At 64.3% G+C, this 12,476-nt stretch carries 13 protein-coding genes; 7 read left to right on the top strand and 6 right to left on the bottom strand.

Annotated features, from left to right (window positions below):
* Window positions 1-134 precede the first annotated feature (134 nt).
* The 4 genes from FMM79_RS15500 to FMM79_RS15485 form a co-directional block, all read right to left on the bottom strand.
* Entirely contained in the window at window positions 135-806 is a 672-nt protein-coding gene (locus tag FMM79_RS15500; RefSeq protein ID WP_148628355.1) for a glutathione S-transferase family protein, read from the bottom strand.
* Window positions 807-886: 80 nt separating this feature from the next.
* Window positions 887-1,483, bottom strand: coding sequence for a methionine biosynthesis protein MetW (metW, locus tag FMM79_RS15495; RefSeq protein WP_148628354.1), 597 nt, complete (start codon window positions 1,481-1,483; stop codon window positions 887-889).
* Window positions 1,480-1,917: a GNAT family N-acetyltransferase gene (locus FMM79_RS15490; protein WP_148628353.1), complete on the bottom strand. Its 438-nt coding sequence runs from the start codon at window positions 1,915-1,917 to the stop codon at window positions 1,480-1,482. The genes metW and FMM79_RS15490 overlap by 4 nt, the downstream gene beginning before the upstream one ends.
* Window positions 1,914-3,020, bottom strand: a complete 1,107-nt coding sequence (locus FMM79_RS15485; protein WP_148628352.1) for a homoserine O-acetyltransferase — start codon at window positions 3,018-3,020, stop codon at window positions 1,914-1,916. The genes FMM79_RS15490 and FMM79_RS15485 overlap by 4 nt, the downstream gene beginning before the upstream one ends.
* A gap of 255 nt (window positions 3,021-3,275) precedes the next feature.
* Here FMM79_RS15485 and hisC point away from each other — a divergent pair, with 255 nt between their 5' ends.
* The 3 genes from hisC to FMM79_RS15470 all read left to right on the top strand — a co-directional run bounded on the left by hisC (window position 3,276) and on the right by FMM79_RS15470 (window position 6,178).
* The gene (gene hisC, locus FMM79_RS15480) at window positions 3,276-4,394 is read left to right on the top strand and encodes a histidinol-phosphate transaminase (RefSeq protein WP_148628351.1); all 1,119 of its coding nucleotides are present in this window, start codon (window positions 3,276-3,278) and stop codon (window positions 4,392-4,394) included.
* A complete protein-coding gene (locus FMM79_RS15475; protein ID WP_148628350.1) occupies window positions 4,391-5,317 on the top strand; it encodes a prephenate/arogenate dehydrogenase family protein in 927 nt (308 codons plus the stop codon). Before hisC ends, FMM79_RS15475 begins: the two co-directional genes overlap by 4 nt.
* A 69-nt stretch (window positions 5,318-5,386) precedes the next feature.
* Window positions 5,387-6,178, top strand: coding sequence for a transglutaminase family protein (locus tag FMM79_RS15470; RefSeq protein WP_148628349.1), 792 nt, complete (start codon window positions 5,387-5,389; stop codon window positions 6,176-6,178).
* On the opposite strand, the gene dcd is transcribed toward FMM79_RS15470, so the two are convergent.
* Entirely contained in the window at window positions 6,159-6,713 is a 555-nt protein-coding gene (dcd, locus tag FMM79_RS15465; protein WP_148628348.1) for a dCTP deaminase, read from the bottom strand. The genes FMM79_RS15470 and dcd overlap by 20 nt on opposite strands.
* 316 nt (window positions 6,714-7,029) lie before the next feature.
* Here dcd and FMM79_RS15460 point away from each other — a divergent pair, with 316 nt between their 5' ends.
* From FMM79_RS15460 to FMM79_RS15445, 4 genes are all read left to right on the top strand, one after another.
* Entirely contained in the window at window positions 7,030-7,656 is a 627-nt protein-coding gene (locus FMM79_RS15460; protein WP_148628374.1) for a spermidine synthase, read from the top strand.
* 249 nt (window positions 7,657-7,905) lie between these two features.
* Window positions 7,906-9,039, top strand: coding sequence for a non-hydrolyzing UDP-N-acetylglucosamine 2-epimerase (wecB, locus tag FMM79_RS15455; protein WP_148628347.1), 1,134 nt, complete (start codon window positions 7,906-7,908; stop codon window positions 9,037-9,039).
* Complete coding sequence (gene wecC / locus FMM79_RS15450; RefSeq protein WP_148628346.1) at window positions 9,023-10,342, top strand: UDP-N-acetyl-D-mannosamine dehydrogenase; 1,320 nt, start codon at window positions 9,023-9,025, stop codon at window positions 10,340-10,342. The genes wecB and wecC overlap by 17 nt, the downstream gene beginning before the upstream one ends.
* Before the next feature lie 135 nt (window positions 10,343-10,477).
* Window positions 10,478-10,678, top strand: a complete 201-nt coding sequence (locus FMM79_RS15445; protein WP_148628345.1) for a hypothetical protein — start codon at window positions 10,478-10,480, stop codon at window positions 10,676-10,678.
* Between the two features lie 113 nt (window positions 10,679-10,791).
* Here FMM79_RS15445 and FMM79_RS15440 read toward each other — a convergent pair whose 3' ends face one another.
* Complete coding sequence (locus tag FMM79_RS15440) at window positions 10,792-12,306, bottom strand: sodium:alanine symporter family protein (protein WP_148628344.1); 1,515 nt, start codon at window positions 12,304-12,306, stop codon at window positions 10,792-10,794.
* Between the last annotated feature and the right edge of the window lie 170 nt (window positions 12,307-12,476).

Raw genomic sequence — 12,476 nt, 5'->3', positions numbered from 1 at the left:
AAACGGGCGACCTCACGTTTCTCAGCTATGGTGGGGGTGCGGGAGGAGAGATCGTTCGCTTTGGGGTCAAGGTGCGATGGCCTCTTGGCAAGTGACTTTTGCCTGCGGCCTTTATTCTGAACGCGCGCCGCGTCTCAGATATCGACTTCACCGTAATGGCTGGGCGGCTGGATCACTTCCATGCGCTCACTCAGTAGGGGCCGGAAGCTCGGGCGCGACTTCATTACGAGATACCAGCCCCGCGCCTGTTCGTGGCTCGACCAGTCGAGGCCGCCGAGGTAATCCGCGACCGAGATCTGCGCGGCCGCAGCAAGGTCCGCCAGGGTCATGGTAGAGCCCGCCAGCCAGGGGCGGTTGTCGATCAGGTAATCTATGTAGTCGAGATAGTCGTGCGCCAGACGCATGGCATCGCGCAGCAGACGTGCATCTGGCGACTGGCGCAGGACCAAACGCTTTTTCATCTTCTCGTGCAGCAGGGGGGCTGTCACGTCGAGGAAGAAATTTTCGTCGAACATCGCGATCAGACGGCGGATCTCGGCGCGCTGCTGGCTGGTGCCGCTGATGAGCGCGCCGCGCTCCACCGTTTCTTCGAAGTATTCACAGATCGCACGGCTGTCGGCGAGAACAATATTCTTGCTCGTCTCCTGCACCACCGGCGTGCGCCCGGCAGGGTTCATCTGGAACAGGCGATCCTCGCCCTCCCAGGGGCGCGTGGTCTGGAGTTCGTAGGCGATGCCCTTCTCGGCCATGAGCAGGCGAACCTTGCGGCTGAAGGGGCAGAGGGGAAACTGGAAGATGTGCCACATGATGATGCAATCCTTGCCCGTCGCACCCCGGGGCGTCCAGCCGGAAGGGGGCGCGACGCGCCGGGAATGGAGTGGATAACTCAGGCCGCGCGCGAAAGAAGGAAGATTGCGTGCTCGGCCAGGAAGTTGGCCGCAGCCGTCCGGCAGGAGGTATCGCCCGAGAGGAACCAGTTGCCCTCGATGGTGATGCCCCTGTCCTTCAGCAACCTGCGGAAATCCTGGATGGTGACGTGGTGGATATTGGGCGTCTGGTACCACACGACCGGCAGCATGCGGGTAATCGGCATGCGTCCACGCAGCAGGAGCGAAAAACGCACGCGCCAGAAGGCGAAATTGGGAAAGCTGACGAAGGCTTTCTCGCCAATGCGCAGCAGTTCGTCGAGCACGAGGTCGGGGCGCATGGTCGTCTGCAGGGTCTGCGAGAGGATCGCATAATCGACCGACTTGTCAGGGTAGAACACGGTATCACGGTCGGCATCGCCCTGGATCACCGAGAGCCCCCGCGCGACGCAGGCGCCCACATTCGCGGGCACGAGTTCCATGCCGCGCGTATCGCAGTGCTTTTCATCGCGCAGCGCGGCAAGCAGCGTGCCGTCTCCGCAACCCACGTCGAGCACGCTCGATCCGGCCGCGACGTTTTCGGCGATGACGGCAAGGTCGGGACGAAGCGCGGTCATGGCGTATCTTCCAGCATCTGCTTCAAGGTGGGTGAGAGCCGCTCCATCAGGCGATCGGGGCGGCTCGGCGCGGCGAAGCCCAGCGGGGCGTACACATCGTGCGCATCCCAGGTGGCGAGCGCGAAGCGGCGCACATCGGCGTAGTCGGGATGATCGAGAAACCAGCTCACGAGCGAACGGCCCAGGCCTTGTCCGCGCGCCTCCTCGACCACCCAGACATCGGCCAGCCAGGCGAAGCTGGCACGGTCGCTGATGGCTCGGGCAAAGCCGACCTGCTGCCCGTCCTCGGCGCGATAGGCCCCGAGGCAATGCGATCCGGCGATCTGGCGTTCGACCTTTTCGCGCGCGATGCCGGCCGACCAGTAGCTGGAGGCCAGCCAGCCGTGAATGCGCGCCACGTCGAGGCGCGATGGGTCATCGCTCAGTTCGATCATCCCAGGAACCCGGCCACCACGCGGTCCAGAGCGGGGACATCGAGCAGGAAGGAATCGTGCCCATAGGGCGCGGAAAGTTCAACGAAACTAACCGGCTTGCCCGCCGCGTTCAGGGCCTGGACCACGGTGCGCGAGGCGGACGTGGGATAGAGCCAGTCGGTGTCGAAGCTGACAAGGCAGAAGCGCGCCTTGGACCGACGGAACGCGTTGGCAAGACGGCCGCCGTGTTCTTCGGCCAGATCGAAATAATCCATCGCGCGGGTGATGTAGAGGTAGGAATTCGCATCAAAGCGGTTGGAGAACGAGATCCCCTGGTAGCGCAGGTACGATTCGATTTGGAAATCCGCATCGAAGCCGAAGGTTTTTTCCGAGCGATCCTGGAGGCGACGGCCGAACTTCTTGGTCAGCCCTTCCTCGGACAGATAGGTGATGTGCGCGGCCATGCGGGCGACGGCCAGGCCTTTCTCCGGGCTGTCCTCGAAGCCGTAGTAGTCGCCCTCGCGCCAGGAATTGTCGGCCATGATGGCCTGGCGCCCCAGCTCGTGGAAGCCGATGTTCTGGGCCGAGTGGCGCGCGGTCGAGGCCAGGACGAGCACCGCGCGGGCACGCTCCGGAAAGTTGGCGGCTAGCGAGAGCGTCTGCATGCCCCCCATCGAGCCTCCGACGACCGCGTGAAGTGTGTCGATCTCAAGCGAATCGAGAAGCGCGACGTGCCCACGTACCATGTCGCGGATGGTGATGACCGGAAAGCGCATCGCCCAGGGTTCGCCATCGGGGGCAAGGCTGGCCGGGCCGGTTGAACCCATGCACGAGCCGATGACGTTGGCGCAGATGATAAAATAGCGGTCGGTGTTGATCGGCTTGCCGGGACCCACCATGCGCACCCACCAGCCCGGCTTGCCGGTAAGCGGGTGGTCCGAGACAACGTGGTGATCGCCGGTCAGCGCGTGGCAGATCAGGATCGCGTTGTCCTTGGCCGCGTTGAGGCGGCCGTGAGTTTCGTAAGCGATTTCCACGCCGGGCAGCGTCTGGCCGCTGTCGAGCGTGAGTGGCTCATCGAGTGTGAGCACCTGGGTGGGATCGATGATGTGTGCTGTAGCCATGGAAACTTTGATTGACAGGGCTACAGCTTCCCGGATTAGACACCCGCTGTCAAACTCTGCGTGCCGCATCTGCGAAGCCCTTGCAGGGGTTGATTTTCTGCGAAAACATACGGTCTTTTAAGCCGAGACAAGGTTCAGACTGCGAACAGAGTTTAAACTTCTCTCATCTTTTTCGCACCTGCACTGCGAACAGCGCAGGGCTTCTCGAAATGACAGGTGCAATCGCGCCATGGCTGGGGTAAAGGCGCGCCCACTATGAGCGAAACCACGACGTCCAAGCCCGCCCCTGCCCCCAAGCCGTGGATCAAGGCGATCCATGCCTATGTCCCGGGCAAGTCGGCCGGAGCCGATGGCAAGCCGCTGATAAAGCTCTCGGCGAACGAGAACCCGCTGGGCACGAGCGAGGCCGCCCTCGCCGCTCGCCAGGAAACGGTGCCGCCCTCGCTCTATCCCGATCCCGACAGCCGCACGCTGCGCGAAGCTATTGCCGCGCGCCATGGCCTTGAGGCCGCGCGCGTGGTCATGGGCACCGGCTCGGACGAGATCCTGAACCTTGCCGCGCAAGGCTATGCCGGGCCGGGCGATGAAGTCATCTACGTCCGCTATGGTTTTGCGGTTTACGACATCGCGGCCAGGCGCTGCGGCGCAGTGCCCGTCGTCGCGCCCGATGCGGATTACGGCACCGATGTCGATGCGCTGCTCAGCCTCGTCACCGAGAAAACCCGCGTGGTCTTCCTCGCCAATCCGAACAACCCGACCGGTTCGTACCTGCCCAAGGGCGAGATCGCGCGCCTGCACGCCGCCCTCCCCTCCGACGTGCTGCTGGTGATCGACCAGGCCTATGGCGAATACGTGCCCGCCGAGGACGAGGACGGCGCTTTTACGCTTGCCGCCACGCACGAGAACGTTCTTGTCACGCGCACCTTCTCCAAGATCTTCGGCCTTGCCGGCGAGCGCGTGGGCTGGGGCACCGGGGCGCCTGCGATCATCGACACGCTGAACCGCATCCGCGGGCCCTTCAACGTCTCGGTCACCGCGCAGGCGAGCGCGCTCGCCGCCTTGGGCGACACTGCCTTTATCGAACGCAGCTTCACGCACAACCTGGAAGAGCGCGCGCGTTTCGTGGACAAGCTGGAGGCTCTGGGCAATCACGGCCTGCGCCCGCTGCCGAGCCAGGCCAACTTCGTCCTCGTCCTGTTCGAAGGCGCGCTCACCGCCGAGGCGGCCTACAACGGCCTTGCCGAACGCGGCTACATCGTGCGCTGGCTGCCTGGACAGGGCCTGCCCCAGGCGCTGCGGTTCACCATCGGCAAGCGCGTGGACATGGATGCCATGGCCGACGCACTGGCCGAAATGGCGGAGGCGGCCGGATGACCTTTTCGCAGATCGCCATTATCGGGCTTGGCCTTCAGGGCGGCTCGATCGGCCTCGCCATCCAGGAATACCTGCCCGAAGCGCGCGTCACTGGCTACGACCTCGATCCCGGCACGCGCGCCCGCGCGGCCGAGCGCAGCCTGTGCCACACGGTATGCGACACGGCAGAGGAAGCCGTGGCCGAGGCCGAACTTGTCATCTTCTGCGTGCCGCCGGGCGCTATCGGCAAGGCGGCCAAGCCCTTGCGCAATGCAATCCCGCCTGAATGCCTCGTCAGCGACGTGGGCTCATCCAAGAAGCGCATTGCCGCCGATTTGGCGCAGGCTCTGCCCGATCATATCGTGATCCCCGCGCACCCCGTTGCAGGCACCGAGAATTCCGGTCCCGACGCCGGTTTTGCCTCGCTGTTCCAGGGCCGCTGGTGCATCGTCACCCCGCCCGAGCACACCGATCTCCTCAAGCTCACCACGCTGGTCGAATTCTGGGAGACGCTGGGCGCCAACGTCGAGCTGATGTCGCCCGAGCACCACGATCTCGTGCTCGCGGTCACCAGCCACCTGCCCCACCTCATAGCCTACACCATCGTGGGTACGGCCTCGGACCTGGAGGACGTGACCCAGAGCGAAGTCATCAAGTACTCGGCGGGTGGCTTCCGAGACTTCACGCGCATTGCCGCCTCGGACCCGACGATGTGGCGCGATGTCTTCCTGTCCAACAAGGAGGCGGTGCTGACCATGCTCCAGCGCTTTACCGAGGACCTGACCGCGCTCCAGCGCGCGATCCGGGTGGGCGATGGCGAGGCCCTGTTCGACCAGTTCACCCGCACCCGCGCCATCCGCCGCTCGATCATCGAGGAAGGCCAGGACGATTCGCGCCCCGACTTCGGACGTAGCGACCATGTGAAGAAAACAAAGAAAAGCTGACCGGCTGCGGAGCCTTCGCGCCCCTCGCGCATTAAGCGGTAAGATATCCGCTGCGGCGCGAGGGGCCCCATGGCAATTGCGATTGAGACCGAGCTTCACTACGCGCTGTCCGGCACGGCCGACATCCTCCTCCAGATCGAGGCGGCGATGATCCCCGAGCAGCTGGTGCGCGCACCACATATCGAGCTTCCTCCCAGCGACCATTTCGCCCGAGTGCCGGGCCAGGCCAGCATTGGCGAGCGGATCTGGCTGCGCACCGACCAGCCACTCCACGTGCGCTACACCGCCGAGGTCGAGGTTCACCGCCTTGTCACCGAGATCGAGCCCCTGCCCGCAACGCCACCGCATATGCTACCGGGCGAGACGGTCGACTACCTCATGGCCTCGCGCTTTTGTCCAGCCGACACCTTCCAGGATTTTGTCGAAGATACCTTTCCGGGCACGCAAGGCGGCGCGCGGGTCGCCGCCATTCGCGACTGGATCGCCGCCACGCTGTCCTACGAACCGGGCGCGAGCGATGCCCAGACGACGGCTGCGGACACCTTTCACGCAGGCAAGGGCGTGTGCCGCGACTATGCGCACCTCATGATCGCGCTCACCCGGGCGAGCGCGATCCCCGCGCGCTTTGCCAGCGTCTACGGGCCGGACGTCGATCCGCCCGACTTCCATGCGGTTGCCGAAGTCTTCCTCGACGGGTGCTGGCATCTGGTCGACTGCACGGGGATGGCCAGGGCCAGCGAAATGGCCAAGATCGGCATCGGGCGCGATGCCGCCGATGCTTCGTTTCTCACCAGTTACGGCCAGCTCGAGCTAGTTCGCCAGAGCGTGGCCGTGCGCCGGATCACAGACGCGGGAGTGTAACCCCGCGCTGGCCCATGTACTTGCCCGCGCGGTCCGCATAGCTAATCTCGCACGGCTCGTTGCCCTTCAGGAACAGGAACTGGCAGGCGCCCTCGTTCGCGTAGATGCGCGCGGGCAGCGGCGTCGTGTTCGAGAATTCGAGCGTGACGTGCCCTTCCCAGCCCGGTTCCAGCGGGGTGACGTTCACGATGATCCCACAGCGCGCATAGGTGCTCTTGCCAAGGCAGATGACCAGCACGTCCTTGGGCACGCGGAAGTACTCGACCGTGCGCGCGAGCGCAAAGGAGTTGGGCGGGATCACGCAGACATCAGTCTCACGGTCGACGAAGGAGTTGCTGGCGAAATCCTTGGGGTCGACGATCGCGGAATCGACGTTGGTGAAGATCTTGAACTCGGGCGCTACGCGCGCGTCGTAGCCATAGGACGAAAGCCCGTAGGAGATGCAGCCATCGCGGCGCTGGGCCTCCACGAACGGCTCGATCATGCCGTTTTCGCGGGCCTGCTGCCGAATCCACTTGTCGCTCAGAATTGCCATGCGCGCGTGCATGCCCAAGGCCGCGGCAAGGAGCAAGCAGAACCGATGCACAGCTCCCCATCCACAGCCGATTTCACCTTTGAGCGGCCACGTATTGCCATCCTCCCTCGCCTCGCCCATGCCGAGGGGGATCGGGGCCATCATCGTGTAGGCATGTCCCGGCTGAGAGACGCGCCGCGCTCTTGCTTACACGGCAGGACCTCAATTGCGCATGGCCCTTTCCCAATCTACCGCCGCGGCTCTGATCGACACCAGTCCCATCGACACCAGCGGTGACGTGCTGCTTGGCACGGCCTTTGTGCCCGAGGGCGTGGAGATGCGCCTTGTCCAGCACGGCGATGCCTTCACCATCCTGCTTGAAGATACCGAGCTGATGAGCACCGAGGCCAATGCTTCGGAAGAGGCGCTGGCCGTCATGACCTGCGACATGCTCTCGGGCCGCCCGGACGTGCAGATGCTGATCGGCGGCTATGGCATGGGCTTTACCCTGCGCGCCGCGCTGTCGGCCCTTCCCGCAGATGCAGGCGTATGCGTGGCCGAAATCGTGCCCGAGATCCTCGCCTGGGCGCGTGGCCCCATGCACAAACTCACCGACGGCTGCCTCGACGATCCGCGCGTGATGATCGTGGAAGATGACGTCGCCATGCTCATCGGCGCCGCGCGCGAGGGCTACGATGCCATCCTGCTCGACGTCGACAATGGACCCGAGGGGCTCACCCGCTGGCAAAACGACGGGCTCTATTCGCCCAAGGGCCTCGCCGGCTCCCTGCGCGCACTGCGCCCTGGCGGCATCCTCGCTGTCTGGTCGGCCTGGTTCGATCCCGCATTCACCACGCGCCTTGAGGAGGCCGGCTTTGCCGTGACCGCCCGCACCGTCGGCTCGCGCCCGAGCGGCACGTCCTACCCTCATACCCTGTGGTTCGCGCGCAAGCCTGCGGCATAAGTCATCAGAGCAACAGCAAATAAGTCCGAGGGCCATCGCCCTCGGGCTCGTCGAACCTGCCACCTCAGCTTCCTTGCGCCACCTCGGCTGACACTCGCGAGGTATCCTGTTTCGGGGTCAAGGGGCGATTGTCCCTCGATCACTTTTCTTCCGACGTCATCCTTTTGACTTTCAGGCTTGACCAATCCATTCGCCCCGATCGGCGAATGCTTATTCCCTGCTTAACACTCCGCTGATACAGCCGGTCTCATGACGCAGCCCGCCCGCATTCTCATCGTCTTCGGTACGCGCCCCGAGGCGATCAAGCTGTTCCCCGTCATCCACGCGCTGAAGGCAGACCCGCGCTTCGAATGCGTCGTCTGTGTCTCGGCCCAGCATCGCCAGATGCTCGACCAGGTCCTGGAAATCGCCGGGATCGTGCCCGACCATGATCTCGACGTGATGCAGCCCGACCAGAGCCTCGATGCACTGACCGCCCGGCTCCTAATCGGGCTTGGCACAGTCATGGATACGGTACGGCCTGCCCGGGTGATCGTGCAGGGCGATACGGCGACCGCGATGGCCGGCGGCCTTGCGGCCTACTACCGCCAGATCCCTGTCGACCATGTCGAGGCGGGCCTGCGCTCCTACAACATCTACCACCCTTGGCCCGAAGAGGTGAACCGCAAGATCATCGGTTCGCTGGCCAGCCTGCACTTCGCACCCACCAGCACAGCGCAAGGCGCGCTGGTGAAAGAGAACGTCGATCCCACGCGCGTCCACGTGACCGGCAACACCGTGATCGACGCGCTGCACTGGGTCACCGGCCAGATCGCCGCGCGCCCCGAACTGGCCCAGGGCCTCGCCCAACTGGAAGAGCGCTTTGCCGGAAAGCGGATCATCGGCGTAACCAGCCACCGGCGCGAGAATTTCGGCGAGGGTATGGAGGGGATCGCCACCGCCATCCGCAAGATTGCCGCAAGGCCCGACACTGCCGTGATCTTTCCCGTGCACCTCAACCCCAACGTGCGCGCGGTGATGAACGCCCGGCTCGCGGGCCTGGCCAACGTCGCGCTGATCGAGCCGCTCGACTATCCGCACTTTGCACGCCTGCTCAGCCTGGCCGAGATCATGCTCACGGATTCGGGAGGCGTGCAGGAGGAAGCCCCCGCCCTGGGCAAACCGGTCCTCGTCATGCGCGAGACGACCGAGCGGCCCGAGGGCGTCGCGGCGGGGACGGCCAAACTGGTGGGAACCGCGCCCGCGCGCATCGTTTCCGAAATCTCAACTCTGCTCGACGATAGGAAATCGTACGAGGCCATGGCACGCGCGCACAATCCGTTCGGGGATGGGACCGCCGCACGCCAAATCCTGGAGCGCATTGCACATGAAGTCGGAAACTAAGCCCAGCGTCTGCGTCGTCGGCCTTGGCTACATTGGCCTTCCCACCGCTGCGGTGATCGCGCGGGCGGGCTGCAAGGTGCTCGGCCTCGATGTCTCCCAGAACGTGGTCGACACAATCAACCGGGGTGAAATCCACATCGAGGAAGTCGATCTCGACGGCCTTGTCCAGGGCGTGGTGGCGCGCGGGCTCCTGTCCGCCTCGAGCCAGGTTGCGCCCGCCGATGTCTTCGTGATCGCGGTACCCACCCCCTTCCACAAGGACGGCACAGGCAAGAGCAAGCATGCGCCCGATGTCTCCTATGTCCTGGAAGCGGGGCGGACCATCGCGCCTGTCCTCAAGCACGGCGACACGGTCATACTGGAATCAACCTCTCCTGTGGGGACGACCGAGCACCTGCGCGATCTCATTGCCAGGGCCCGTCCCGATCTCAAGATCCCGGGCCTCACGCACGAGACTCCCGACATCTCCATCGCCTATTGCCCCGAGCGCGTGCTGCCCGGGCGCATCCTGGAAGAACTGACCAACAACGACCGCTCGATCGGCGGCATCACCCCGCGCTGCGCGCGCAAGGCGCTTGCCTTCTACAAGCGCTTCGTGCGCGGCGAATGCGTCACCACCGACGCGCGCTCGGCCGAGATGACCAAGCTTGTCGAGAACGCCTACCGCGACGTCAACATCGCCTTTGCCAACGAGCTTTCGATCGTCTCGGATGCAATGGGGCTGGATGTCTGGGAAGTGATCCGGCTGGCCAACCGCCACCCGCGCGTCAACATCCTAACGCCGGGGCCGGGCGTGGGCGGACACTGCATCGCGGTCGACCCCTGGTTCATCGTCCATGGCGCGCCCGAGGACACTCCTCTCATCCGCACCGCCCGCGGGGTCAACGACCACAAGATGCACCATGTCATCGCCAAGGCCGAGGGGCTGATCGAGGCCCACCCTAACGCGAAGGTCGCGTGCCTGGGCCTTGCCTTCAAGGCCAACATCGACGATTTTCGTGAGAGCCCGGCGCGCTTCATCACCAGCCGCCTTGTCCGCAAGTTCGGCCCGCGCATCCACGTGGTCGAGCCCTACGCCGAGGAACTCCCGATCGAGTTCACCGACACGGGCGTCGCGCAGATCGACATCGACGAGGCCCTGGAGACCTGCGACATATTCGTGGTCCTGGTCGACCACGACGTGTTCAAGGTCGTTCCCTTGGCCGAACGGGCCGAGAAGCTCGTCTACGACACACGTGGAATCTGGCCGGACCAGCCCCGCGCAGTCCGCGAGTACGCCGCGAGGCTCAAGCTTGCGCTTTAGAATTTTCTATCAGTTCGCACTCCCGTCAACTTGTTACTGCAAAATTTCTCCAAAATGGGTTAGATTTATATTTGCAGAACTAAGGTAAAAGCCCTAGTCACTGGCAACCTTGCATAAATTTAATCGGGGCGCTGCATGGACCAGGCAAATGACAAGATTGCTCGCGCACATGGCTTGCTTCGCGAAGCTCTCGTCTTGCTGGACGAACGGGAATTCCTCGTTGAGGCCGCGTTCGTCCAATCCGCGCTCGACCGCATGAGCGAGACGATTACCGCCCTGCACCCCGATCTCGCCATCTCCCCCGAAGGCACGGTCGAGCGCCTGCCCGGGCGCTGACACGCCGCACCGACCTTAAAGAAAAGGCGCGTCCGGAACTGTCCGCGGCGCGCCTTCTTCTTTGCAAGCAAGGAAATGTGCGGCGCGGGTAGGCCCACACCGCACTCCTTTGATCAGGACGGATCGATGCCGGAAGGCTTTTCCTTGCCCTTGGCGATACGGAACACCGTGCCTGAAAGCAGCGCCACGGCCAGAAGGTTGGGCAGCGCCATCGAGGCGTTCGAGATGTCGCCCATGCGCCAGACCAGTTCGAGCGGCTGCGCCGCGCCGATCACCACGCCCACACAGTAGATCACGCGCCAGAGCATGTGCAGGATCTTCTCGCCGCGTGCGTTCGAGCCCGGAACCAGATCGTAAAGAAACGTGATCGTACGCTCGCCGTAATAGCTGAAGGTCAGCATGGTCGAGAACACGAACATGATCAGCGCGATCGAGGCGACCACCGAACCCAGCGGGACACCGGCAATGAGGGTCGGGAACGCGGCCGCAAAGGCGCCCGAGGTCATGGCAAAGCCCGTAAGATCCGACTGCCAGGCGTGCGCCACGGCCTGTCCGCCAGCGGTGAAGTCGCCCTCCACAGTCAGGATCACCAGGGCGGTCATGGTGCAGATCACGATGGTGTCGAGGAAGGTGCCCATCATCGCCATGCGGCCCTGGACTTCCGGGTCGCGGGTCTGCGCAACGGCATGCGCCATCGGGGTGGTGCCCTGCCCGGCCTCGTTCGAGAAGAGGCCACGCGCAACACCTGCGCGCAGCGCGATGAGGACGCCAGCCCCGGCAAAGCCACCCATGGCCGACTGCGGAGAGAAGGCGCCGTTGAAGATGCGGGCAAAGGATTCGGGAATGTCCTGCGCATCGAGAATGAGCGCGATCAGCGCCATCACGAAATAGGCAAGGCCCATGAACGGCACGACCTTTTCGGCCACCGCGCCGATCGACTTGATGCCGCCGACGATGACCACGAACACCAGCACGGCCGCGATCAGGCCGCCCAGCCACTCCTCGATGCCGAACAGCTCGTTCATCGAATCGGCCAGTGCATTAGATTGGATGACGTTGCCGGTGATGATGGTGGAGCACAGCGCGCCAATACAGAAAATCACCGCCAGCCAGGTCCAGCCAGGCCCGAGGCCACGCACGATATAGGTCATCGGGCCGCCGCGCCAGCTGCCATCCGGGCCACGTTCACGGTAGCGGATGGCGAGCGAGCCTTCGGCAAAAGCAAGCGCCATGCCGATGAGCGCAGTCACCCACATCCAGAAGATTGCGCCGGGGCCACCCAGGGCGAGCGCTGTGGCGACACCGGCCATGTTGCCCGTGCCGACCTGGCCCGAAAGCGCGGTGGACAGCGCGGCAAACGGGCTGATCTCGCCGGTTTCGCCCTTCTGGCTCTTGGCAAAGAGCCCGGCAAAGGCGCTCCCAAGCTTGCGCAGCGGATAGAAGCGCAGGCCGATCATCATGTAGAGACCAATGCCCAGGAGCACGATCACCATGGGCGGGAACGGAAGCACTTCCTCCCCGTTCCAGGTACCACCCCAGATGAAATCCGAGATGTTGGTGATGCGGTCGATCAGGCTCGGCTCACCGGGCGCCTGCCCTGCCGCGGCCAGAACGGTCAACGAATCCATTCGTGCTAGTCTCCAGTCTGCAACCCCCTGCGCGCAGCGCCCATGCGCCTGCGCACCCCCGCCGGATATCGAGCGAGAACCGGCCGAATGTGCAAGGACATCCTCGCTTGCGCAACCGCCCAGGAGCGCAAAGCGGCAATTTGCATGACTTTCGAAAGTTTATGAAGGTT

This window comes from Novosphingobium sp. BW1 (assembly GCF_008107685.1).
Classification (GTDB): Bacteria; Pseudomonadota; Alphaproteobacteria; order Sphingomonadales; family Sphingomonadaceae; genus Novosphingobium.
This window is presented reverse-complemented; position numbering and strand designations above follow the sequence as displayed.